Origin of the sequence: [Clostridium] clostridioforme AGR2157, from assembly GCF_000424325.1 — a bacterium.
GTDB lineage: Bacteria > Bacillota > Clostridia > Lachnospirales > Lachnospiraceae > Enterocloster > Enterocloster clostridioformis_A.
Map to the genome: position 1 here is coordinate 103333 of NZ_AUJR01000004.1, position 24121 is coordinate 127453.

17 protein-coding genes and 4 pseudogenes are annotated in these 24121 nt (G+C 51.6%); 17 read left to right on the forward strand and 4 right to left on the reverse strand.

Going from position 1 to position 24121, the window contains the following annotated elements:
- The first annotated feature begins 17 nt into the window (after positions 1-17).
- From araA to G614_RS26550, 5 genes and pseudogenes are all read left to right on the forward strand, one after another.
- On the forward strand, positions 18-1514 hold the full coding sequence (gene araA / locus G614_RS0101635) for an L-arabinose isomerase (RefSeq protein WP_027640522.1): 1497 nt from the start codon (positions 18-20) through the stop codon (positions 1512-1514).
- A gap of 28 nt (positions 1515-1542) precedes the next feature.
- The gene (locus G614_RS0101640; protein ID WP_027640523.1) at positions 1543-3153 is read left to right on the forward strand and encodes a xylulokinase; all 1611 of its coding nucleotides are present in this window, start codon (positions 1543-1545) and stop codon (positions 3151-3153) included.
- A gap of 47 nt (positions 3154-3200) precedes the next feature.
- The gene (locus G614_RS0101645) at positions 3201-3893 is read left to right on the forward strand and encodes an L-ribulose-5-phosphate 4-epimerase (RefSeq protein ID WP_027640524.1); all 693 of its coding nucleotides are present in this window, start codon (positions 3201-3203) and stop codon (positions 3891-3893) included.
- Positions 3894-3964: 71 nt separating this feature from the next.
- Positions 3965-4027 (forward strand): annotated as a pseudogene (locus tag G614_RS34905) (IS200/IS605 family transposase); the annotation flags it as partial.
- A 31-nt stretch (positions 4028-4058) separates the two neighbouring features.
- Positions 4059-4244 (forward strand): annotated as a pseudogene (locus tag G614_RS26550) (cysteine methyltransferase); the annotation flags it as partial.
- Positions 4245-4429: 185 nt separating this feature from the next.
- Here G614_RS26550 and G614_RS0101660 read toward each other — a convergent pair.
- Together G614_RS0101660 and G614_RS0101665 are read right to left on the reverse strand one after the other, a co-directional pair.
- Positions 4430-5497 (reverse strand): HAMP domain-containing sensor histidine kinase, encoded by a 1068-nt coding sequence (locus tag G614_RS0101660; RefSeq protein ID WP_027640525.1) that lies wholly within the window; start codon positions 5495-5497, stop codon positions 4430-4432.
- Positions 5494-6168 carry a response regulator transcription factor gene (locus tag G614_RS0101665; protein ID WP_027640526.1) on the reverse strand — a complete coding sequence of 225 codons (675 nt, stop codon included), beginning with the start codon at positions 6166-6168 and terminating at the stop codon, positions 5494-5496. The genes G614_RS0101660 and G614_RS0101665 overlap by 4 nt, the downstream gene beginning before the upstream one ends.
- A gap of 262 nt (positions 6169-6430) precedes the next feature.
- On the opposite strand from G614_RS0101665, the gene G614_RS0101670 reads away from it, so the two are divergent.
- The 5 genes from G614_RS0101670 to G614_RS0101690 all read left to right on the forward strand — a co-directional run bounded on the left by G614_RS0101670 (position 6431) and on the right by G614_RS0101690 (position 13694).
- A complete protein-coding gene (locus tag G614_RS0101670) occupies positions 6431-6784 on the forward strand; it encodes a hypothetical protein (protein ID WP_002584258.1) in 354 nt (117 codons plus the stop codon).
- A 241-nt stretch (positions 6785-7025) separates the two neighbouring features.
- Complete coding sequence (locus G614_RS0101675) at positions 7026-8195, forward strand: efflux RND transporter periplasmic adaptor subunit (RefSeq protein ID WP_027640527.1); 1170 nt, start codon at positions 7026-7028, stop codon at positions 8193-8195.
- 3 nt (positions 8196-8198) lie between these two features.
- On the forward strand, positions 8199-11204 hold the full coding sequence (locus G614_RS0101680; RefSeq protein WP_027640528.1) for an efflux RND transporter permease subunit: 3006 nt from the start codon (positions 8199-8201) through the stop codon (positions 11202-11204).
- 18 nt (positions 11205-11222) lie between these two features.
- Positions 11223-12383 (forward strand): TolC family protein, encoded by a 1161-nt coding sequence (locus G614_RS0101685; protein WP_027640529.1) that lies wholly within the window; start codon positions 11223-11225, stop codon positions 12381-12383.
- Between the two features lie 78 nt (positions 12384-12461).
- On the forward strand, positions 12462-13694 hold the full coding sequence (locus G614_RS0101690) for a TolC family protein (RefSeq protein ID WP_027640530.1): 1233 nt from the start codon (positions 12462-12464) through the stop codon (positions 13692-13694).
- On the opposite strand, the gene G614_RS0101695 is transcribed toward G614_RS0101690, so the two are convergent.
- Both G614_RS0101695 and G614_RS0101700 read right to left on the reverse strand, forming a co-directional pair.
- On the reverse strand, positions 13681-15555 hold the full coding sequence (locus G614_RS0101695) for a sensor histidine kinase (protein WP_027640531.1): 1875 nt from the start codon (positions 15553-15555) through the stop codon (positions 13681-13683). The genes G614_RS0101690 and G614_RS0101695 overlap by 14 nt on opposite strands.
- A complete protein-coding gene (locus G614_RS0101700) occupies positions 15552-17108 on the reverse strand; it encodes a response regulator (protein ID WP_027640532.1) in 1557 nt (518 codons plus the stop codon). The genes G614_RS0101695 and G614_RS0101700 overlap by 4 nt, the downstream gene beginning before the upstream one ends.
- Positions 17109-17545: 437 nt before the next feature.
- Between G614_RS0101700 and G614_RS0101705 the strand changes: the two genes are divergently transcribed.
- The 7 genes and pseudogenes from G614_RS0101705 (at position 17546) to xylB (ending at position 24046) form a co-directional block, all read left to right on the forward strand.
- Entirely contained in the window at positions 17546-17773 is a 228-nt protein-coding gene (locus tag G614_RS0101705) for an HPr family phosphocarrier protein (RefSeq protein ID WP_027640533.1), read from the forward strand.
- 465 nt (positions 17774-18238) lie between these two features.
- Positions 18239-18691, forward strand: a pseudogene (gene amrA, locus G614_RS0101715) (AmmeMemoRadiSam system protein A); the annotation flags it as partial.
- Positions 18688-19359, forward strand: a pseudogene (locus G614_RS34155) (radical SAM protein); the annotation flags it as partial. The pseudogenes amrA and G614_RS34155, both read left to right, overlap by 4 nt.
- A 15-nt stretch (positions 19360-19374) precedes the next feature.
- Complete coding sequence (locus G614_RS34160; RefSeq protein WP_027640593.1) at positions 19375-20247, forward strand: AraC family transcriptional regulator; 873 nt, start codon at positions 19375-19377, stop codon at positions 20245-20247.
- Positions 20248-20381: 134 nt separating this feature from the next.
- Positions 20382-21005 (forward strand): DUF4867 family protein, encoded by a 624-nt coding sequence (locus tag G614_RS0101730; RefSeq protein ID WP_027640535.1) that lies wholly within the window; start codon positions 20382-20384, stop codon positions 21003-21005.
- Positions 21006-21068: 63 nt separating this feature from the next.
- Positions 21069-22553, forward strand: coding sequence for an L-fucose/L-arabinose isomerase family protein (locus G614_RS0101735; protein ID WP_027640536.1), 1485 nt, complete (start codon positions 21069-21071; stop codon positions 22551-22553).
- A 20-nt stretch (positions 22554-22573) separates the two neighbouring features.
- Positions 22574-24046, forward strand: coding sequence for a xylulokinase (xylB, locus tag G614_RS0101740; RefSeq protein WP_027640537.1), 1473 nt, complete (start codon positions 22574-22576; stop codon positions 24044-24046).
- Positions 24047-24121: the final 75 nt, after the last annotated feature.

Here is a 24121-nt window from a genome sequence, read left to right on the forward strand (position 1 = left end):
CAAGGAGGATGAGAGATATGATAGCAGTAAAGAATTATAAGTTCTGGTTCTGTACAGGTTCACAGGATCTCTATGGAGATGAGTGCCTGGCGCATGTGGCGGAGCATTCGGGAATCATTGTGGACAGTCTTAATAAATCAGGCATCCTGCCCTATGAGGTGGTGTTAAAGCCCACACTGATTACCAATGAGCTGATCCGCAGGACGTTCAACGAAGCAAATGCGGATGAGGAGTGCGCGGGCGTCATCACCTGGATGCATACATTTTCACCGGCCAAGTCCTGGATTCTGGGACTGCAGGAATACAGAAAGCCCCTGATGCATTTTCATACACAGTTCAACCAGGAAATTCCCTATGATACCATTGACATGGATTTCATGAATGAGAACCAGTCCGCTCACGGAGACAGGGAATACGGCCACATGGTAACCCGCATGGGCATTGAGAGAAAGGTTATTGTGGGCCACTGGAGCGATGAGAAGGTGGTGGGCCGCGTAGCAGCCTGGATGCGCACCGCGGTAGGCATTATGGAGAGCAGCCATGTAAGGGTGGCAAGATTTGCGGACAACATGAGGAATGTGGCTGTCACCGAAGGCGACAAGGTGGAGGCCCAGATGAAGTTTGGCTGGGAAGTGGACGCTTACCCGGTCAATAAGCTGGCCGAGTATGTGAAGGCTGTGCCAAAGGGAGATATCACGGCCCTGGTGGACGAGTATTACAGCAAGTACACCATCCTGCCGGAGGGCAGGGATCCGGAGGAATTTAAGCGCCATGTGGCGGTACAGGCCCAGATTGAGGCTGGCCTTGAGAAGTTCCTGCTGGAGAAGGATTACCACGCCATCGTAACCCACTTTGGGGATTTGGGAGAGCTGCAGCAGCTTCCGGGCCTGGCTATCCAGCGTCTCATGGAAAAGGGATACGGATTCGGCGCAGAGGGCGACTGGAAGACGGCTGCCATGGTCAGACTGATGAAGATTATGACCCAGGGCATGAAGGACGCCAAGGGAACCTCTTTCATGGAAGATTATACATACAACCTAGTGCCCGGCAAGGAAGGAATCCTGGAAGCCCATATGCTGGAGGTGTGCCCCACCATTGCAGACGGAGAAATCAGCATCAAGGCCTGCCCGCTGTCCATGGGTGACAGGGAGGACCCGGCCAGACTTGTATTTACATCCAAGACAGGCCACGGAATCGCCACATCCTTAGTGGATCTTGGCACAAGGTTCCGCCTGATTATCAACGATGTGGAGTGCAAAAAAACAGAAAAGCCAATGCCCAAGCTTCCGGTGGCAACCGCATTCTGGACGCCGGAGCCCAACCTGGCAACCGGGGCCGAAAGCTGGATTCTGGCAGGAGGCGCCCACCATACCGCATTCTCCTATGACCTGACGGCAGAGCAGATGGGAGACTGGGCAGATGCCATGGGCATTGAAACGGTCTATATTGACAAGGATACCACCATCCGCGGGCTTAAGAATGAGCTCCGCTGGAATGCGGCAGCTTACAGGTAGCCTTAATAAGCAAGTGGAGGGGCAATTCATGAGTTTAGATATAAATAAGATAAAAGAACAGATTGAGCATGGAAATACTTCCCTGGGCATAGAGCTGGGCTCCACCAGGATTAAGGCAGTCCTTATCGGTGAGGACCACACACCCATTGCCTCCGGCAGTCATGATTGGGAAAACAGGTTTGTGGATCACATCTGGACCTATACCCTGGAGGACATCTGGACCGGCATCCGGGACTGCTACGGCAAAATGGCTGAGGATGTGAAGGAAACCTACGGCATCACCCTGACCACCATTGGTTCCATTGGTTTTTCAGCCATGATGCACGGTTATATGGCGTTTAATAAAGAAGGAGATCTTCTGGTGCCCTTCCGCACCTGGAGGAACACCATCACAGGCCCTGCATCCGGGAAGCTGACAGAGGTATTCCGGTACAATATCCCTCAGAGATGGAGCATTGCCCATCTGTACCAGGCCATTCTCAATAAGGAAGAGCATGTGAAGGATATCGACTACCTCATTACGCTGGAGGGATATGTGCACTGGAAGCTGACAGGCAGACGTGTTCTGGGCATCGGTGATGTGGCAGGCATGTTCCCGGTGGACATCCATGCCAGGGATTTTGACCAGAAGCGCGTGGAGCAGTTTGACCAACTGGTGGCAGGGGAGAATTTCCCGTGGAAGCTGCGGGACATCCTGCCAAAGGCTCTGGTGGCGGGAGAGGACGCAGGCGTCCTGACGGAAGAAGGCGCAAAGCTTCTTGATGCATCCGGAAACCTGAAAGCAGGCATTCCCATGTGTCCGCCTGAGGGCGACGCAGGCACCGGCATGGCGGCTACCAACAGCGTGGCTGTCCGCACCGGCAATGTGTCTGCCGGTACCAGCGTGTTTGCCATGGTGGTGCTGGAGAAGGAGCTGGAGCACGTATATCCTGAGATTGACCTGGTGACCACGCCGGCAGGCGATATGGTAGCCATGGTGCACTGCAACAACTGCACATCGGACCTGAACGCATGGGTGAACCTGTTTAAGGAGTTCTCAGAGGCCATGGGCATGAAGGCGGACATGAACCAGCTCTTTGGAACCCTTTACAACAAGGCCCTGGAGGGAGATTCCGACTGCGGCGGCCTGCTGGCGTACAACTATTTCTCAGGAGAGCACATCACCCACTTTGAGGAAGGCCGTCCCCTGTTTGTGCGCACGCCGGACAGCCGGTTTAACCTGGCGAATTTCATGAGAGTACACCTGTACACCTCACTGGGCGCCCTTAAGACAGGCATGGATATCCTGCTTAAGAAGGAGCATGTGAAGGTGGACAGCATTCTGGGCCACGGCGGACTTTTTAAGACAAAGGGCGTGGGCCAGAGAATCCTGGCAGGAGCCATGAACGCGCCGGTGTCTGTCATGGAGACAGCCGGGGAAGGCGGTGCCTGGGGCATTGCGCTGCTGGCCTCCTACATGCGGTGCAGGGAAGAGGGCGAGACCCTGGACGCTTACCTGGCCAACAAGGTTTTTGCCGGGGACAAGGGAACCAGAATGGAGCCTGTGAAAGAGGATGTGGAAGGATTCGAGGCATTCATGAAGCGGTATGCAGAAGGTCTTGCCATTGAGAAGGCTGCTGTGGAGCATATGAAGGATTGAGCTGTGGAGCATAGAAGGATTAACAGGAACAGGAGCGGATACAGACTATGTTAGAAGAACTGAAGCAAAAGGTATATGAAGCCAATATGGAGCTGCCCCGCAGGGGCCTTATCACCTACACCTGGGGAAATGTCAGCGGAATTGACCGGGAAAAGGGACTGTTTGTCATAAAGCCCAGCGGGGTGGATTACGATGTGTTAAAGCCATCTGATATGGTGGTCATGGACCTGGAGGGCAATAAGGCGGAGGGTGAGATGAACCCTTCCTCCGACACAGCCACCCATGTGGAGCTGTACAATGCGTTTAAGGAGATTGGCGGTATTGTCCATACCCATTCCCCTCATGCAACGGCCTGGGCACAGGCGGGCAGGGCCCTTCCCTGCTATGGCACCACCCATGCGGACTATTTTTACGGTGAGATTCCCTGCGCCAGGAACCTGACGGCAGAGGAAATCGAGGAAGGCTACGAGAAAAATACGGGAAAGGTCATCATTGAAACCTTTCAGGGGAAGAACCCGGTTTACATTCCGGCTGTGCTGTGTAAAAACCATGGCCCCTTTACATGGGGGAAGGACGCGGCCGAGGCTGTCCACAATGCCGTTGTGCTGGAGGAGATTGCCAGGATGAATTTCATGACAGAACTCATCAATCCCCAGGCAGGACCAGCTCCCCAGTGTATGCAGGATAAGCATTTCATGCGCAAGCATGGGCCAAATGCTTATTATGGACAGGGGAAGTAAAAGGTACCGGCTGACGCCTGGCTGTCCCGAAGGTGCTTTAGCCTGTTGAGCATGCCGGAGTTTCTCAAAAGAATCAATACAAAGAAGACCTGCGAGATATTATAAAGCAGCTGTGTGGTTATAAAGGGGTGGAACAAAGCGAAAGCCAGCGCCTTGAGACGCGGCAACAGCCAGGGATATCTGACCGGGGAAGCGTCCTTCGAACACCCGGATCTGCAGAGAATGCTTCTGGAAGAGGAAGAGGTCCTGGTATCGGCGGAAGGACGTGTGGACATGAAACGGGATGGCTGGAAGAATACGCTGGAGGACGCCCTAAGGCTGAAGGAGATGTTTGAGCGGGAGGGGATATGAATTCCGGCGGCCGGATGATGTGTGGCGGAGATAAGGTGCATGACGGAGAAAAGATATGTGACAGTGAAAAGATATATGACAGCGAAAAGATGACAGCTGAAAAGTGACAATGAAAGGGGAATTATACCCAGGGGAAATTTAGCCAAGGGAAATGTACCCCAGGGGAAATGTACCCCAAGGGAAATTTACTGGCTGGAAGGAGCCGGGACAATGGGAAGGTTCACCGTAAAGGTGGTGCCGATACCAGTCTCGCTGATGACCCGGATTTTACCTTTATGGAGGTGGATGATTTTTTCCACCACAGTCAGGCCGATGCCGTTTCCTTCTGTGGTATGGGAGCTGTCCCCCTGGTAGAACCGGTCAAATATATGGTCTTTTGTCTCTTCATCCATGCCGCATCCATTATCCAGAATCTGGAAAACAACATGGTCTTCCTTCCTGTGCAGTTTCAGCTTTATTTTTCCGTTTTGAGGAGAAAATTTAATGGCGTTGTCAATCAGGTTAATCCATACCTGGTTCAGAAGCGCCTTGTTTCCGTGGTATTCCAGTTCATCCATATCAATAATCAGTTCCAGTTCCTTTTTCTGCCATTTTGATTCCAGCAGCAGGATGGACTGGCGTACTTCTTCCGACAGGTCAAAGGATTCCATATCGGACAGGATGCTCATTTTTTCTATCTTGGACAGGTTCAGCACATTGGTGGAGAGCTGGGCCAGGCGGTTGGATTCACTTATGATGATATCCAGATATTCGTCCCGCTCCTCCTTTGTGAGGCCGTCATTTTTCAGTATCTTGGCAAAGCCCCTCAGGGATACGATGGGAGTCTTGAATTCGTGGGAGAAATTATTGATGAAGTCAGAGCGCAGCAGCTCCGTGTTCTCCAGTTCCTGGGCCATGCGGTTAAAGCTTTCGGAGAGACGTTCAAATTCCCGGTTCAGATCCAGATGAATGCGCACCTTGAAGTTGCCGTCCGCCAGCTGGTTGATGGCCTCAATCAGGTCGCGGATAGGTTTAAGGGGGATGCGGCTCAGGAGCAGGGTGAGCCCGGCGCCCACCACGGCGCTGAGCACTGCCAGCAGGGGGATGGGGCGCCAGAACTGGGGAATGGGGATATTGGCCTGGTAGAAAATCCTCCAGTACAGGTACATCAAAAATCCCTGCAGGGTCATGACCGTGAGCATGATTAAGAAAATGCCTGCGGTCAGGATGAGGGTCATGGTTCCCAGTGGTTTATGGTTTGCCCTGTGTCTCATAGATTTTTCACCGCCTTGTAGCCCAGGCCGCGTATGGTTTCGATGGTAAACTCAGGGTAGTCCTCAAAACGCTTCCGCAGCCGGTTAATGTGTACATTGATGGTATTGTCGTCCGACTGGGATTCCATGCCCCATATCTCGTCCATGAGCTGGATGCGGGTGAATATCTTGCCGGGATAGGACAGGAGCTTGTAGAGAAGATAGAATTCCTTGCGGGGCAGCGCCTGGCTCTCATCCCCGCGGCTTACAGTCAGGGAATCGTAGTCCAGGCACACATCTCCGATGGTAATGCGCCGTTCATTCACAATCTGAGCCCTGCGCAGCAATGCCCGGATGCGCAAAATCATTTCCTCCTCATCCACGGGCTTTGTCATATAATCATCTGTTCCCACGATGAATCCCTTCCGTTTGTCCTCAGGCAGCTGCTTGGCAGTGACCATGAGGATGGGCAGAGTGTAATCCGTTGCCCTCAGCTGCCTGGTGAGCTCGTAGCCGTCCATGCCGGGCATCATGATGTCCAGGATTACTAGGTCCACATGGTGGGTATCTAATAATTTCAAGGCCTCCAGGCCGTCGCATGCCAGGATGGGATGGTAGCCGTGTTCCTTCAGCACAGCTTCCATCAGCCTTCTGGTATTCATGTCATCTTCCGCAATCAGTATCTGAAACATGTTCCTTTACCTCCCTCTACTACATTTCATTATAATATATAACACCTTTTTATAAAGTAAACATAAACGAATCATCAGGAAACCACAGAATATTTATTTTTCAATTAAGGGCTTTGTTATTGGATACAAATATTATACACCATCAATATAAAAGAAGGCACAGCCAACCATGACAGGATTCTTATGGTTTATGCCATATTTATACCGTAAATGCCTGTTTATAGTATAGTTTTAGTATCAAAAATGAGAGGAGGTGAATGACATGCCAGCTTTATCTGCGGCAGATTTAGCTATACTTAATGGCTATCAATATCCGGGAGGTGTGAATGCGGCTGCTGTTATCAACAATATTCAGGCCGGCAGCGGTACAACCACCAGCTATAGACATAACGGGTTTATGGTCTATCACCGTACATTTGCAGGCCGGGTGACATTTTTTTATTCTTATGACAATGCTGTTCCAGGCGCAGCAGTCAATGCCTTTTTACTGGGTATAGGCTATCATCATAGCGGAAACAATGTATACCGGTTAGAACGCGGGTATGTGTATGGGGGAAGAACTAGTCTCTCAGTAAACATCGGTGGTACGGTAACCGAGTGGAGCAGCAATCATTAAATCAGTGAATCAATTTAATCAGAACTAAAAGACAGGCGGGTACCGGATGTGATCGGGCCCGCCTGATTCCGTGCTGTTTTCGGTCATTTTATGTAATTGTATCCGACACACAGTAAAGACACAAAAAATTCACAGAATAACGCGAAATAAATGACTTTCAGGCCGGTTTTGTTAATATTGAATTAATCTTCAACCTTTAATATTAGGAATCAGTTGAGTAAACCAGCAAAGGAGATTGGATATGAGCAAGAGCGGGAAAATAAAGATTGGCATTGCAGCTGGAATTATCGTCATACTGGCCGTGGCTATGATTATAACGAAGGGCGGAAAAAAATCAAAGGGCGGCATGCCTGTGGGACAGGAGGCTTCTGTCACGGTGGTGAAGGCAGAACAGCCGTCAATCGGCGATATCATCCTTACCACAGGGCTTACCGGTACAGTGGAGCCTTCCGATGTGGTTCATATCTATGCAAAGGCAGCAGGCGACGTCACGGCGGTATATGTGAAGGCAGGGGACATGGTGACACAGGGACAGGTCCTGTTTGAGATTGATACAGAGCAGGTGGAGACGGCAAAGAACTCCATGGATTCTGCATCCGTATCCCTTTCAGAGGCCCAGAGCAACCTTAGAAGAATGCAGATTCTCTACAGCGGCGGCGATTTGTCCGAGCAGGAATACGAGCAGTATGTCAATGCGGTGAAATCCGCGCAGCTCCAGTATGAGTCCGCTAAAATGGCTTACGAAAGACAGGTGCAGTACAGCTCCATCACCGCCCCTATTAATGGAAAGATTGAAAGCTTTGACGTGGAGGTGTATGACAGAGTGACCCAGTCCCAGGATTTGTGCGTGATTGCCGGCGAGGGTGAGAACATAGTCTCCTTCTATGTGACCCAGCGCATGATGCGGAATGCCAATGTGGGCGATGAGCTGGAAATCCAGAAGAACGGAACCACATACAAGGCATATATCAGCGAAATCAACTCCATGGTTGACACGGATACAGGACTGTTCAAGGTAAAGGCCCAGATAGAAAACACACAGGAGATTGCCACCGGAAGCACGGTGAAATTAAACCTTGTGACGGAACGGGCATTGGATACAATGGTGGTTCCCATTGATGCAATCTATTACAGCGGCGGCAATGCCTATGTTTATTTGTACCAGGACGGCACCGCGGCCATGGCCCAGGTGGAAGTAGGACTGGAGGATGAGGAACATGCCCAGATTCTTTCCGGCCTGTCAGCCGATGACATGGTGGTGAGCACATGGAGCTCCAATCTGTATGAGGGGGCGAAAATCCGGTTAAGGGATGAGGTACAGTTCGGAGAAGAAACCCAGTCCAAAGAAACAGCAGCATCCGGCGGGGAAGACAGCAAAAATGCAAAATCACAGGCGGAACAGGAGGCATAACCCATGGGATTGACAAGGTTTGTATTAAAACGTCCGGTGGCGACGGTTATGGCATTGCTTTGCCTTTTGGTATTCGGTATTTCTTCCGTATTCAATGCCACGCTGGAACAGATGCCGGACACGGATCAGCCAATGCTGATTATCATAGCGTCTTATTCCGGGGCTGGTCCTGAGGACATAGATGAACTTGTGACCCAGCCCATAGAAGACCAGGTGGGAACCATAGAGGGCGTGAAAAGCATGAGCTCCACTTCCAGCGAAAACAGGGCCATGATTATGCTGGAATATGATTACGGCACCGATATGGACGACGCATATAATGATTTATCCCAGAGTCTGGATGCACTGAGCCGCCAGCTCCCTGACGATGCGGAAACCTCTGTCATGGAGATGAATAACAATGCGGGAACCACCATGATGCTTTCCATATCAAACCCCTCCCAGGAGGATTTGTATGATTATGTGGACCAGACCGTGGTGCCCCTGCTGGAACAGATTTCTTCCGTGGCAGAGGTGGAGGCCATGGGCGGAAAGTCGGAATACTATAAAATCGAGCTTCAATCCGACGAGATGGCCCAGTATCAGGTGACCATGAGCGACGTGTCCGCGGCTATGAGCACGGCCAATCTTTCCTACCCATCCGGCGATGCTGTATCCGGAAAACTGGAGCTATCTGTGTCAACGTCCCTGGAGCATGAGACCATAGAAGCTCTGAAGGAAGTCCCCATCACCACCTCCAGCGGAAAGATTGTATATCTGGAGGACATCGCCAGGGTATATGAGGCAGAAGAGAGCCGGGGAGGTATTTCGCGCTACAACGGCGAGGATACTATATCCATTTCCATCACCAAGCAGCAGAGCAGCACTGCCATGGATGTGTCATCCGAGGTTCAGGACGTCATTGAGAGCCTGGAGGCTGACGATGAGAACCTGAATATCAGGATTGTCAGGGACAGCGCGGACAGTATTATCAGCTCCCTTAAGGACGTGGCCCTTACCCTGGTGCTGGCAGCCGTGATTTCCATGATTATCATATTCATTTTTTTTGGAGACTATAAGGCGTCCCTGATTGTAGGAAGCTCCATACCTACCTCTATCCTGGTGTCCCTGATTCTGATGACCAGCGCCGGTTTCTCCCTGAACATCATTACCATGAGCGGTCTGGTGCTGGGCGTAGGCATGATGGTGGATAACTCCATCGTGGTGCTGGAGAGCTGTTTCAGGGCCATAGAGACAGAGGAGGACAAGGGCCTTCTGGGATATGCCAGGGCTTCCCTGTCAGGTACCAACATTGTGCTCCAGTCCATCCTGGGATCTACTGTGACCACCTGTGTGGTATTCCTGCCGCTGGTATTCCTGCAGGGTATGTCGGGACAGATGTTCGGCTCCATGGGATACGTTATCGTATTCTGTATGTGCGCCTCCTTCCTGTCAGCCATTACCATTGTTCCCCTTACCTATATGGCGTATAAGCCGCAGGAGAGGATGCAGGCGCCCATGTCGCGGCCCATGGAGCGGATACAGAACGGATACCGCCGCATCATGCCCGGACTTTTAAACCACAAGGCCATCATCATGATTGCATCTGTGATCATCGTGATTGCAACCTATTTTCTGGCCAGCGGGATGGAGACCGAGCTTATGACCGCAGACGATACGGGAACGGTCAGAGTTTCCATAGAAACAAGGCCGGGACTGCTGTCTGAAAATGCCGACGCCATGCTGCTCCAGGCAGAGGAGATTGTCAAAGGACATCCGGATGTGGAATCTTACATGCTGCGCTATAACAATGACAGCGGTACCATAACAGCCTATCTGAGGGATGACAGGAATATGAGCACCGATGAGATAGTGGAGCAGTGGGAGACAGAGATGGCGGACCTGGATAACTGTACGGTGTCAGTGGAGGCGTCCTCGTCCATGAGCTTCATGAGCAGGAACAGGGGATATGAAGTCATCCTCAACGGTACGGATTACGACGAGCTTCAGGAAGTCACCAACAAGATTGTTGCTGAGATGACGGCCAGGGACGATGTGATGAACGTTCATTCCAGCATAGAAAATACAGCTCCCGTGGTGACTGTGAAGGTGGATCCGGTGCTGGCGGCAGCGGAGGGGCTTACGGCATCCCGGATTGGTTCCCAGGTAAAACAGATGATGGACGGCGAAGAGGTGACTACCCTGGACGTGGATGGCAGGGAGGTCAGCGTGATGGCTGAATACCCGGAGGATGAGTACCGTACCGTCAGCCAGATGAAGGATATTATACTCTCCAAGCCTTCCGGAGGCTATGTGGCCCTGACGGATGTGGCGGAAATCTATTATAAGGACAGCCCGGCTTCCATTTCCAAGACGGATAAGGCGTATGAGATAACCATTACGGCAGATTACACCGGGGGAAATGTCCGGTCCGCCATAGACAGCGAGGTCATAAGCCCCAACTTAAGCGGCACCATCAAGAAAGGCGTCAACTCCATGAACCGTATGATGCAGGAGGAATTTGCGGCCTTGTACCAGGCGATTGCCGTCGCTGTATTCCTGGTATTCGTGGTACTGTCAGCGCAGTTTGAGTCACCGAAGTTTTCCTTCATGGTAATGACTACCATACCATTCAGCCTCATAGGCTCCTTCGGGCTTTTGCAGATTACGGGAGTCAGCATCAGCATGACGTCCATACTGGGATTCCTGATTCTGGTCGGTACTGTTGTTAACAATGGTATCCTCTATGTGGATACAGTGAACCAATACCGCATGACCATGGATTTAAAGACAGCCCTGATTGAGGCCGGCGCCACACGTTTAAGGCCCATTATGATGACCAGCCTTACCACCATCCTTTCCATGATTCCCATGGCCCTGGCCATAGGGGACAGCGGTTCCACCACCCAGGGTCTGGCCATTGTGAACATCGGCGGACTCAGCGTGGGCGTGGCGGTGGCCCTGTTCATACTGCCAATCTACTATGCGCTTATGAACGGCGATAAGAAACGGGTTGTACTGGATATTTAAGAAAGAGGTGTCAATCATATGAGATATGGAAAGATAGGGGCCGGATGCCTGGCCGCGGTACTGTGCCTTGGCGCCATGCCGGTGCCGGCATTGGCAGGCACCCCGGAGTTTGCCTATACCGCTAAGCAGTGGGCTTCCCTCAGGGATAATCAGCTGGATTTTACGGAGATAGCGGACCTGATTCATGTATACAATAACACAGTGATTCAGAACCAGCTGGAGTATGAGGATTTCCGGGGGAAGGACGCGGACGATATTGCGGATGATTACTATGATGCTGCCGATGATATATACGGAAGCCTGGAATATCCTGATTCGTCGGATTCAGATTATGCCAGCCGCCTGTCCTCCTATTTGACCAGCCAGATTCAGGCGGATAACCTGCGGAAGCAGGGGGACGACAATGTGGAGGACGGGGACATTAAGAAGCTGGAATATGACAAGACAGAGGCAGGTCTGGTGAAGGAGGCCCAGGAACTGATGATAAGCTACTGGAGCCAGACATACAGCCTGGAGAGTCTGGAGCAGAATAAGATAAAGGCCCGGTTGTCCTATGATCAGACGCTTACCCGACTGAGCGCCGGTATGTCTACCCAGGCACAGGTGCTGGCGGCTCAGGAGGCCGTCACATCGGCGGATGCATCCCTGCTGTCGGCCCGGAGCAGTCTGGGGCGGGCAAAAGAAAATCTCTGCCTTATGCTGGGATGGACCTATGGGGCGCAGGTGGATATAGGTGATGTGCCGGAGCCGGACCTGGAGGGAATGGCAGCCATTAATCTGGATGAGGATGTATCCAGGGGAGTGGAAAATAATTACAGCCTTAAAATACTTGAAAAGAAAATAGCCAATGCAAAAAGCGGCACCAATAAGTCAAGTCTGGAACAGAGCTTAAAGAGCCAGAAGGAGACAGCTGCCTCCAGCATAAAGAATGCCTACGAGAGCATGATGATATCTAAATCCGACTACGAGCAGGCCCTTAATACGTATGAAATTGAGGCGGCAGCCATGGAGACGGCAGAGCGGAAAATGGCAGCCGGAACCATGACAAGGAACGATTATGTAACGCAGCAGACCTCCTTCGCAGCAGCCCAGGTCAATGTGCGTACACAGAAGCTGGCCCTTCTCAAGGCACAGCTGGAATACCGGTGGTCGGTGGACGGACTGGCGTCCGTGTCATAGGATGGGAGAAATTTGGAGATAGAGCAGAAATATTTAAAGTGCAGGAAAAAGGCAGGATGGAACAGAGGTGAGACAGAAATGAGAAACCGCAGTAATATAAAGGAGAGAGGCAGGAAGAAGGGAAACACAAAAAAGGCTAAAATGGTCCTTCTGGCAATGGTACTGTGCCTGTCAGGAGCCGGCGGCCGGACTACCTATGCATCCCAGGACACATCCCAGGCTGCAGCTCTGGACACATCCCAGGCCGCAGCCACCAACACATCCCGGGAAACCGCAGGGAACACAGCGGGTACCATAATCATTGAATACGGCAATCTGAGGGAACTGCTGAAACAGGGAAACCTGTCTTTAAAAGAGAGCATAGAGGACTACGAGGACAATGTAAATGCCTACCAGGAAATATGGGATACCCTTAAGCGGGAGCAGGACAACATGGAGGATAAGGCGCAGGACATGGAAGATGAGGACAGCCAGACAGCCGGAATCTATTCCTCCAATGCAGCCATGTTAAAAACCTCGGCCAGCCGTATATACAGCCAGCTGGATACCATGACCAGTGAAAAGAGCACCCGCAGCCTGGAAAAGTCCGTGGACACCTTTACCATGACAGCCCAGACTCTGATGAATTCCTACAACCAGATGGTGAAGAACGTGGAATACCAGGAAAAGCGGGTTGAATCCCTGCAGGCAGCCCTTGAGGCCATGGCGAGAAAGCAGGCAGCCGGTTCCGCCACCCAGGCCCGGCTGAAGGAAGCACAAAGAGGCCTGGACGCTGCCGAAATTTCGCTGGAGTCCCTAAAGCTCCAGGCCAGGCAGCTGCGCCGTCAGCTCCTTACCATGCTGGGGATTGAGGACAGCAGCCGGGTGGTGATAGGAACCGTACCGGAGCCGGATATGGCTGCCATTGAAGCCGTGGATTATGAGAGCGATAAGAACAAGGCCATGGGAAATGACAAGAGTGTGCAGAATGCCCGCCACACCTCAGCCGGCAGTACCACTGAAATCAATATCAGATTCAGGCTGGTGGATGAGGCGGAGGGGACAAAGGAGGCAGCGTTTTTGGCTTCCTACCAGAACCTCCAGGCCAGGAAAACAGCTTATGAGGCGGCCCTCACTGCCTTTCAGAGCGCCCAGCTGACCTACGAAGGACTCCAGAGAAAGCAGCAGGCCGGACTGCTGACAGGCACGGAATACCTGGAGGGCCAGGCATCCTATCTGGAGAAAAAGGCAGAAAAAGAGACCGCCTCCATGAACCTGACGGCGGCCTATGAATCGTATTGCTGGGATGTGAAAGGAATCAGTCATACGTGATATGTCTGGCAGGGATCCGAACAGTAACTTCCGTGCCCTTGCCCAGGGTGCTGGTGAAGGAGAGGCCGTAGGATTCACCGTACAGGCTCTTCAGCCTTAAGTTGGTATTGTAGATGCCGATATGGCCGGAAAAGGCAGTGTGCCTGGGGCTGGAGGAGTCGGTACCGGCATTCACATCATCCTTTAAAGTATCAAGTGTTTCAGGCGGTATGCCTGCCCCATCGTCAGAGATGATGAATATAATATCATCCCCCTCTGGCCAGCCGGTGAGCAGGATGCTGCCTTTTTTTTCTTCCTTCATCATGATTCCGTGAAGGAAGGCATTTTCCACAATGGGCTGGAAGGTTAGCTTGGGGATAGTGTACTCACAGAGTTCTTCCGGCACATCCACCACAAAGACCACGCAATTGTCATAACGCATGTTCTGGAGACGCACATAGAGGCTTACATGCTCCAGCTCCTTCTCAATGGAGTTCATCAGCTCCCTGCGGCTCAGAGTCAGCTTATAAAAACGGGACAGGCTCTGGACCGCCTCCGTTACTTTTTCGCTCTGGCCGGTCTGGGACAGCCAGTTAATCATATCCAGTGTATTATAGAGAAAATGCGGATTAATCTGGGCCTGGAGGGCGCGGAATTCCGCCATCCGAAGCTCATCCGAAGCCTTTTTCTGGCTGTCCATCAGGGTGATGATTTCTTCTGTCATGTAGTTGTAGGTATCGGACAGTACGCCAATCTCGTCGCACCCCGTGTCAGCCACATCCATGGGCTGGGGCAGGCCTGTGCGCACAGTTTCCATCTGCAGGGCCACGCCTATGATGCGGTCCGCAATGGAGCCCGACAGGCGGAAGGCCGTGTACAGGGCCAGGGCAGTGAACAGCAGGTAAATCAGGGCAAAATGCATCATCAGCGCCCTGCCTGCATCTCCGATATGGAGGGAAGGGATAATGGACATCATGTACCAGTCCGTGTCCGCGATGGGAAAATAGGCAACATAGGCAGAGCCGCCCGGATAGGAAACAAGGGAAAACGTCTTTTCCTTTCCCACCCGCCGCTCCAGATCCGAGCGGGGGATGAAGTATTTCCCGGCCAGGTCCATATCTGAGGCGGAAACGATCACATCCCGCTCATTTACCAGGAAGGCAGCCTCGTCCGTGACAGTGGCGTCATTGCGCAGCACCATGTCAAAGGCCGGCCTGGACAGATACAGGGCCACATAGGCGGAGGCGTTTTCAATGTCGGACACAGTGCTGCCGTCGTGGGTATAAGGGATTCGGGTAATGTAGGCCAGCTTTCCGTTCTTCTCTGTCTCGTCCGGTGTCAGGTACAGTTCCGGGCACAGCAGGCGTGCCTGCTCCGAAGTGCTGTAGATGCCGTACCAGCTGCTGCTGCTAATTGAGGATACCGGGTTAAACAGGGCATTCCCGATCTTGTTGTACTGCATCAGATCTCCATATACGCTGTCATCATAATAAATCTTCACATCCGTAATCATGGAATGGTCCGTAATGCTCTGCACCAGGTGGAACAGGCTGTTCATCCGGGAGGTGGAGATATCCTGGGTATTGGCCTCTGATCTGGGGACCTGGAACAGATCCTGTATCATCATGGCGCCGGTGATGGTGTCAGAGGCGTGTCCAACATGGGAAATGAGGTTCTCAATGGAGGTCACGGTCTGGGCGGACAGAGCCTGCTCCGAGCGGATGCTGTCATCCATGACAATGCCGTAAATGCGCAGGTAAAGAAAGCCTGACAGTACGGCGGTGGGCAGCAGTACCAGGATGATGTGGGATATGACAAGCTTTGTCTTCAGACGCATGTCATATGTATAATGGTGAATCAGCTTTGAGAACGGGTTTTTCATGCAAGCATTTTCTCCCTGTATTCAGAAGGGGACAGGCCCACGATTTTCTTAAAGGTCTTGCTGTAGTAATTGCCGTCGCTGTATCCTACCTTGGAGGAAATATCGGCAATCTTGTATCTGGGGTCGCTTAAGAACTGCTTGGACATCTTGATGCGGTAATCCGTCAGATACTGGTTTAAGGTCTGGCCTGTTTCATTTTTAAAAATTGTACATGCGTAGCTGGACGAAAGGCGGACGTACTCACTGACATCCGGCACGGAAAGGGATGGGTCCGCATAGTTCTTATGGATGTATTCCTTAATCTGGAATACCACCGGATTTCCCACGCTGTTTCCCCGCAGTCGCTCAAAGAACAGGCGCACCTTGGCCGCCAGCAGATCATTGAGCTCCCTCAGTATGGTGCAGTTCATGACCCCTTCCCAGATGGATTCAGACTCCAGTCCTTCCTTCTGCCACAGGGAGATATAGCTTCCCAGGCCGTGTTCGTCCAGCTTGCTGAAATACTTATAATAGATATCCTTTACCTGGCTGGGGCCAATCAAGTCGTTTGGCACAAAGGATTCATACAGCCGCCTGACGATGTCCATGGCTTCCTCCTCCTGCTTTTCGGACAAGGCCATGGAAAATTCCAGAAGGAGGTCTGCCGGCGGCCGGAATACGGCCGTTTCCATGTTGTGGGCCAGTATGAATCCATAGTCATGGAAAAATGCCTCCTTCAGATGTTCACTGGCTTCCTGGTAAGATATATGTGCGCGGTCCATACCGCTTACAACCGGGCCAAGGGAAATGAAAAAAGGGCATACCTGTATAAGCTTTTGGGCCAGGAGCCCGGCGCAGTCGTACAGGGTCCTGTCCGAGGGACGCTCCGGGGAGTGGAGGAAAACAATGATGCGGTGGTCACCTCTTAGGACATAGGCCTGGGATATGCCCATAGATGTGAGATGGTCCACAAAATAATCCCTGATTCCGTCCATCTGTTCCTCCGGCAGTGCGGATAAGGGAGTGACACAGTCAATGATAATGCAGCAGAAGCAGGTGGTATGGGTGATGGAAAGGCCCAGGTCGGCTGCGAGCTGTCCTGCCCTGACAAGGCTCTCCTCCCCTGGCTGGGACAGCAGGAGGCTCAGATGGCCCAGCTGTTCCTTTTCCTGAAGCCTTGCTGCTGCCTGGCTCATTTTCTCGTTCCTGCTGCTATCCACTGCCTCCTTTATGGCTGAGGCCAGTTCCTCCATGTCAAGGGGTTTTTCCACATATCCCAGCGCCTTCAGCTTGATGGCGGCTTTTAAGTATTCCTTGTCAGAATAAGCGCTCATAAAGATGATGGAGGTTGTGGGCAGCTCCTTTAAAATCCGTTCCGCCATCTGGACACCGTTCATCCTGGGCATCCGCACGTCCGTGAGCACAATATCCGGGTGTTCCTCAAGGGCGGTCTTAAGGCCGTGTATGCCGTCGTCCTCCAGCAGCACACGGCTGATGCCAAGGCTCTTCAGGCTCAGGCTGTCCCGGATTCCCTCCCGGGTCAGTTTCTCATCATCAACAATCAGAAGTTTCATCTATTATCATCCATCCTTTTCTTAAAGGCAGTAATTTGTATACAATAATCAATACCAATACAACTATTGTATCAAGAAATCATAAATTTGCAACGTAAATGGACAAAATACGACATTAGGTATATACTGGAAAAAAAGGTGCTGAGAAGGCAGCGGCTGATGTGGTGAAGGAGCGGGGCAGGCATCGGAGGTAAGGTCATCGGCCTGGGACTTCCGGACCAGATTTAAAAGATATAAGGATAATATATGAAAATATTCCATGAGATAGAAAAATATTACCATGGAAATCCATCACCTGAATGTGGTATTATAAATATGTCGGAAGACAAACAAAAGATAACGTTAGCGGGCATTGTCAGATGCGGACTTATCGGCAAGTACCATCCCCAAGTATCTGGCATTGATACTAAATAAAATACCATACGGAGGTGAACAACATGAAACGTATCCTTCTTAAGTTTGACCAGGCAGACCAGATTATTAATTTTGTAAGAATCATGAACCGTTTTGAGTACGATGCAGATGTGAAATGCGGCAGCCGTATGGTTGATGCAAAGTCTATTGTAGGTGTATTATCACTGGCAAAGTACAAGACTGTAGAGCTGATTCTTCACACAGATGACTGTGACCAGCTGATGGAGGAAATCGCTCCGTTTGCAGCATAGTCAGACAGCAGATACACTTTCCTTGATTTCTACATGCATCATGAACCGGGCCTGCAGCAGGTGTGCTGTGTCCCGGTTCTTTTGTGTTTTCTTTTTTCTTACCTGTTTCCTTTAAGGAGAAGCTGTCAATGATGTTGTTCATGCTCCAGGTTATTGGCTATGTCTGTAAGGGACAATTCAGCAAGGGTGATTGTGATGCCCTACGGCGGTTCCGCTTTTCCGGTTTTTGCTGGGAACGGGAATGCAGAAACCGGCGAGGGGAAGGATAGCTGACATGGTTGAAGAGCAGACTCTTTCTTTGTGGGTTCTCCCCTTTTAAAATAGGCTTTCCGATGCTATACTTAAATCAGAGCATGTTAAAAGCGTATCGTGCCGGTGGATCGTACCGGACGGAAAGGAGCGGTATTATACCTGTGGTTGCAGGAATCATGGTGCCACATCCGCCTTTGATTGTGCCGGATGTGGGCGGAGGAAGGTCTGCAGGAAGAAATGCTTCAAACAAGGGCGGGAGTTTTTGTATCTATCCACAAGGGCGGCGCTTTGCGGGGATGCATCGGGACTATATCGCCGGTTTGCAGGAATGTTGCGGAGGAAATCATACAGAACGCAGTGAGTGCAGGCATCCATGACCCCAGGTTCCCGTCAGTCCGCAAGGAGGAGCTGTCTTTACTTGAATACAGCGTGGATGTGCTGGGGGAGACAGAGAAGATTCGGGGTGAGGACCAGCTGGACCCACTGCGTTACGGCGTCATTGTCACCAAGGGCAGGAAGCGGGGACTGCTGCTTCCCAATCTGGAGGGAGTGGACACGGTGGGGGAACAATTGTCCATCGCCAGGCAAAAGGCGGGGATACGCGAGGATGAGACGGATGTGCAGCTGGAACGTTTTGAGGTCATCCGTCATGGTGCAAAGTCATGAGGGCTGTGTGCGGGGGATGCATGAACCGGTGCAGCCTGGAAGAAGGGCAGACCGGCATGTGCCGGGCCAGGAAGAATACAGGCGGCGCGGTGATTCCTGTTAACTACGGGAAAATCACGTCCATGGCCCTGGACCCTATAGAGAAAAAGCCGTTAAGACGGTTCCTGCCCGGCTCTGTCATATTGTCGGTGGGAAGCTTTGGGTGCAATCTGAGATGTCCCTTCTGCCAGAATCATGAGATATCCATGGCAGGGGAGGGAGATTCCCACGCAGTGTCCGTAAGTCCTGAGGAGCTGGCCCAAAAGGCCGCAGAGCTTAGAAAAAAGGGGAATATTGGCGTTGCCTATACCTATAATGAGCCCCTGGTGGGCTGGGAGTATATCAGGGATACAGGGCGCCTTGTGAGACAAGCAGGGATGAAAAATGTAATCGTCACCAACGGAAGCGTATCTGACCAGGTGCTGGATGAAATCCTGCCTGTGGCAGACGCCATGAACATTGATTTAAAAGGATTTACAGAGAATTATTACAGGAAGCTGGGCGGTGACCTTGAGACTGTAAAGCATTTTATCACACGGTCCAGCCGCGAATGCCATGTGGAGCTGACCACTCTTATCGTACCAGGGGAAAATGACTCGGATGAGGAGATGAGGGAGATGGCAGGCTGGAAATGGAGGTGCAGGATGGATTTCAGATACGAGACAGTGATTCCCAATGATGATCTGCCCTTTCGGATGTTCATATTCGAGGGAAGGGATGGAAATTACCGGGTCAGCAAGCATTGGCACCAGTCTGTGGAACTGTTCCTTGTGTTGGAGGGAACGTTGGATTTCTTCATCAATTCCAGGCAGTACACATTGAAGCCCAATGATTTTGTCATTGTGAATCCCAATGAAATCCATTCCATTGAATGCCCTGCCCCCAATATTACCATTGTCCTCCAGATTCCAATGAAATCCTTTGAGGGATATATGAGTGATGAGTCCTGCATCACCTTTGCGGATAAGGGAGAGAATCAAAAGGCCAGGCTGGTGTCCCTGGTCACTGCCATGTACCGGACTTATGAGCAAAGGGAATTCGGCTATCTCCTGAAGGTAAAGAGCCAGTTCATGGAGTTCCTCTATCTGATTGTTACAGAATTCAGGATTGAGCAGATCGATAAGGTCCAGGTGCGGCAAAAACGTCATTTGGATAAGCTGTCTCAGGTAACCCAATATATGAAGGAGAATTATGACAAGGAACTGAGTCTGGAAATGGTTGCGTCCAGGTTTGGATTTACACCCTCCTATCTCTCCCATATGTTCAGGGAATATGCTCAGATCGGATACCGCACATACCTGATGGATTTGAGGGTAAAGTATGCCATGCGGGAATTACTGAATTCGGACCGTTATGTGGGGGACATTGCTCTGGACCATGGGTTTGCCGATGCAAGGGCATTTGCCAAGGCCTTTAAAAAGCGGTACGGCTGTCTGCCCAGCCAGTACCGGAAGCAGATGAATCAGAAGCAGGTGAATCAAAAACAGATAAACCGCAAGTCATTGCCAGATGAATAAAGATCGCAAAAAAGTGCTGTTAGTTCGTAAAATAACAGCACGTTTTTTTTGCCTGTTTATATTATAATGGATACCAGAGAAAACAGGCCGGTGCGGATGGAAAAACGCACGGCCCGATATAAGGAGGTATGAACATGGGGATGACAGTCAGGAAGGTGACGGATCCGGCGTTTAAAGCCTATGGAAGGGTCATCACAGGTTATGACTTCAGCGGTCTTTTAAAGGCAATGGAGCATACGCCCCTGCCGGAGGATGTTATTTATATTCCCTCGCTGCCTGAGATGGAGGCCCTGCCTGGGGCAAAGGAGCTGGAACGTGGGATCTACGGCCAGATGCCAATTCAGATAGGATGCTGCAACGGACACAACAAGAAACTGAATGCAGTGGAATATCACCGGGATTCAGAGGTGGACATTGCTGTGGACGACCTGATACTGATATTGGGAAAAGAGCAGGATATTGAGGAAGACCATACATACGATACATCCAGGATGGAGGCATTTCTGGTTCCGGCCGGAACAGCAGTGGAGGTATATGCGACTACCCTGCACTATGCGCCCTGCCATGTGAAGGATGAGGGATTCAGATGTGTCATCGTTCTTCCAAAGGGCACCAATCTGGACATGGATCCAGTGGCTGTGAAGGACCCTGAGGACAGGCTTTTGTTTGCCAGAAACAAGTGGCTCATAGGCCATGCCGAGGGCGGACTTCCGGAGGGGGCGTTTATCGGCCTTAAAGGAGAGAATCTGAGCGTCTGATTCAGAACATGAAAACTCAGATGCAGACAAATAAATTTAATCATGTATGAGGAGGAAATTACAATGAACAATACACCAGAGGTAAAAGTCGGAATCGTGGCAGTGAGCAGGGACTGTTTCCCGGAGTCTCTTTCTGTCAACAGAAGAAAAGCATTGGTGGAAGCCTACAAGGCCAAATATGACGCGGCGGAAATTTATGAATGTCCTGTGTGCATCGTGGAGAGCGAGATACATATGGTTCAGGCATTGGAGGACATAAAGAAGGCAGGCTGCAACGCCCTGTGCGTATACCTGGGCAACTTTGGCCCTGAGATATCAGAGACACTTCTGGCAAAGCATTTTGACGGACCTAAGATGTTCGTGGCAGCAGCCGAGGAGTCAGGGGATAACCTGTGCCAGGGCCGCGGCGACGCATACTGCGGTATGCTCAATGCCAGCTACAACCTGGCGCTTCGTAACATCAAGGCATATATCCCGGAGTATCCGGTAGGGGATGCTGAGGATTGTGCGGACATGATTCACGAGTTTGTACCCATTGCCCGCGCAGTGGCGGCGTTAAGCCAGTTGAAAATCATCAGCTTCGGACCAAGACCTCTCAACTTCCTGGCCTGCAACGCGCCTATCAAGCAGCTTTACAACCTGGGCGTGGAGATTGAGGAAAATTCCGAGCTGGATTTGTTCGAGGCATTCAACAAGCATGCAGGGGATGAGAGGATTCCAGGCATTGTGAAGGAGATGGAGGAAGAACTGGGAGCAGGCAATAAGAAGCCGGAGATTCTCTCCAAGCTGGCTCAGTATGAGCTGACCTTAAAGGATTGGGTACAGGAGCACAAGGGCTACCGCAAATATGTGGCCATTGCCGGAAAATGCTGGCCCGCATTCCAGACACAGTTCGGTTTCGTGCCATGCTATGTGAACAGCCGCCTGACATCCCAGGGGATTCCGGTGTCCTGTGAGGTTGATATCTACGGAGCCCTCAGCGAGTACATCGGTACGGTCATCAGCCAGGATACGGTTACTCTTCTGGACATCAACAACACCGTGCCAAAGGATATGTATGAAGCTGATATCAAGGGGAAATTTGATTACACCCTTAAGGATACATTTATGGGCTTCCACTGCGGCAACACCGCATCCGGCAAGCTGTCCTTCTGCGAGATGAAGTATCAGATGATTATGGCCAGGGCCCTTCCAATCGAAGTGACCCAGGGAACATTGGAAGGCGACATTAAACCAGGCAGCATTACCTTCTACCGTCTCCAGAGCACGGCAGACAACAAGCTGAGGGCTTATATTGCGCAGGGAGAGGTACTTCCGGTTGCCACACGTTCCTTCGGATCCATCGGCGTGTTCGCCATCCCGGAGATGGGACGGTTCTACCGCCACGTACTCATTGAGAAGAACTTCCCTCATCACGGCGCCGTGGCCTTCGGAAATTACGGCAAGGCATTGTTTGAGGTATTCAAGTACATTGGCGTGGATGTGGAGGAAATCGGCTACAACCAGCCAAAGAGCGTAAGATACAGGACAGAGAATCCATTTGCATAAAAATGCAGGGAGGGAAAGATATGCTTTATATAGGAGTGGACCTGGGAACCTCAGCGGTAAAATTGTTATTAATGGATGGAAGCGGACGAATCCACAAGGTGGTTTCACGGGAGTATCCCCTGTATTTCCCACATCCTGCATGGTCGGAGCAGAACCCGGAGGACTGGTTTACAGCCTCCATGGACGGCATGAAGGAGCTGACCTCGGAGTGTGACAAATCACAGGTGGCAGGCATCAGCTTCGGAGGCCAGATGCACGGCCTGGTGACGCTGGATCAGGCGGATGAGGTCATCCGCCCGGCCATCCTCTGGAATGACGGACGGTCCGAGAAGGAGACGGATTACCTGAACCAGACCATTGGAAAGGAAAAGCTGTCCGCTTACACGGCCAACATTGCCTTCACCGGCTTCACGGCCCCTAAGATTCTCTGGATGAAGAGAAATGAACCGGAGAACTTCGCGCGCATATGCAGGATAATGCTTCCAAAGGATTATCTGGCTTACAGGCTGTCAGGCAGCTTCTGTACGGATTATTCCGATGCCTCCGGCATGCTGCTTCTGGACGTGGCCCATAAGTGCTGGTCTGAGGAAATGATGGAGCTGTGCGGCATTACCAGAAAACAGCTCCCGGATTTGTATGAGAGCTATGAGGTAGTGGGAAATCTGAAGGAGGAGCTGGCAAAGGAGCTGGGATTCACACAGGATGTAAAAATCATTGCCGGCGCAGGGGACAATGCGGCTGCCGCCGTTGGCACCGGAACCGTAGGCGAGGGATGCTGCAATATTTCCCTGGGGACCAGCGGAACCATCTTTATTTCCAGCGAAAGCTTTAAGGCGGACTGCAACAATGCCCTTCATTCCTTTGACCATGCAGACGGACATTTCCATCTCATGGGATGTATGCTCAGCGCTGCCTCCTGCAATAAGTGGTGGATGGAGGAAATCCTTAAGACCAAGGAGTTTTCCAGGGAGCAGGAGGGAATCGTTAAGCTGGGAGAGAACCATGTGTTCTATCTGCCCTATCTCATGGGAGAGCGTTCTCCTCACAACGACCCAAGGGCCAGGGCATGTTTCATCGGCATGACCATGGATACCAGCAGGGAGGAGATGACCCAGGCCGTGCTGGAAGGCGTGGTTTACGGACTCAGGGATTCGCTGGAGGTGGCCAGAAGCTTAGGCATCCGCATTGACCGCACTAAAATCTGCGGCGGAGGCGCAAAGAGTCCCCTGTGGAAGAAGATGGTGGCCAACATCATGAATGTAAAGGTGGATGTGGTTGAAAACGAGGAAGGCCCTGCCCTGGGAGGCGCCATACTGGCGGCTGTGGGCTGCGGGGAATACCCGGATGTGAAGACCGCTGCGGACCGCATTGTAAAGGTTATAGAAACCATTGAGCCGGATGCGGACCTGACGGAGAAGTATGAAAAACAGTACACCAAGTTCAGGCAGATGTATCCTGCGCTTAAGGCTGTATTCCAGAATTTGGGAGAATAGTATGAACGGGGAGCCGGATGGTTCAGGTCCCGGTGTATCATGATTGGATACACCGGGACACTGGAAATCAGGCTC

Bases quoted from the DNA above. Each gene is read 5' to 3' on its own strand.
- araA (WP_027640522.1), top strand. From the start codon at position 18: ATGATAGCAGTAAAGAATTATAAGTTCTGGTTCTGTACAGGTTCACAG.
- G614_RS0101640 (WP_027640523.1), top strand. From the start codon at position 1,543: ATGAGTTTAGATATAAATAAGATAAAAGAACAGATTGAGCATGGAAAT.
- G614_RS0101645 (WP_027640524.1), top strand. From the start codon at position 3,201: ATGTTAGAAGAACTGAAGCAAAAGGTATATGAAGCCAATATGGAGCTG.
- G614_RS0101660 (WP_027640525.1), bottom strand. From the start codon at position 5,497: ATGAGACACAGGGCAAACCATAAACCACTGGGAACCATGACCCTCATC.
- G614_RS0101665 (WP_027640526.1), bottom strand. From the start codon at position 6,168: ATGTTTCAGATACTGATTGCGGAAGATGACATGAATACCAGAAGGCTG.
- G614_RS0101670 (WP_002584258.1), top strand. From the start codon at position 6,431: ATGCCAGCTTTATCTGCGGCAGATTTAGCTATACTTAATGGCTATCAA.
- G614_RS0101675 (WP_027640527.1), top strand. From the start codon at position 7,026: ATGAGCAAGAGCGGGAAAATAAAGATTGGCATTGCAGCTGGAATTATC.
- G614_RS0101680 (WP_027640528.1), top strand. From the start codon at position 8,199: ATGGGATTGACAAGGTTTGTATTAAAACGTCCGGTGGCGACGGTTATG.
- G614_RS0101685 (WP_027640529.1), top strand. From the start codon at position 11,223: ATGAGATATGGAAAGATAGGGGCCGGATGCCTGGCCGCGGTACTGTGC.
- G614_RS0101690 (WP_027640530.1), top strand. From the start codon at position 12,462: ATGAGAAACCGCAGTAATATAAAGGAGAGAGGCAGGAAGAAGGGAAAC.
- G614_RS0101695 (WP_027640531.1), bottom strand. From the start codon at position 15,555: ATGAAAAACCCGTTCTCAAAGCTGATTCACCATTATACATATGACATG.
- G614_RS0101700 (WP_027640532.1), bottom strand. From the start codon at position 17,108: ATGAAACTTCTGATTGTTGATGATGAGAAACTGACCCGGGAGGGAATC.
- G614_RS0101705 (WP_027640533.1), top strand. From the start codon at position 17,546: ATGAAACGTATCCTTCTTAAGTTTGACCAGGCAGACCAGATTATTAAT.
- G614_RS34160 (WP_027640593.1), top strand. From the start codon at position 19,375: ATGGATTTCAGATACGAGACAGTGATTCCCAATGATGATCTGCCCTTT.
- G614_RS0101730 (WP_027640535.1), top strand. From the start codon at position 20,382: ATGGGGATGACAGTCAGGAAGGTGACGGATCCGGCGTTTAAAGCCTAT.
- G614_RS0101735 (WP_027640536.1), top strand. From the start codon at position 21,069: ATGAACAATACACCAGAGGTAAAAGTCGGAATCGTGGCAGTGAGCAGG.
- xylB (WP_027640537.1), top strand. From the start codon at position 22,574: ATGCTTTATATAGGAGTGGACCTGGGAACCTCAGCGGTAAAATTGTTA.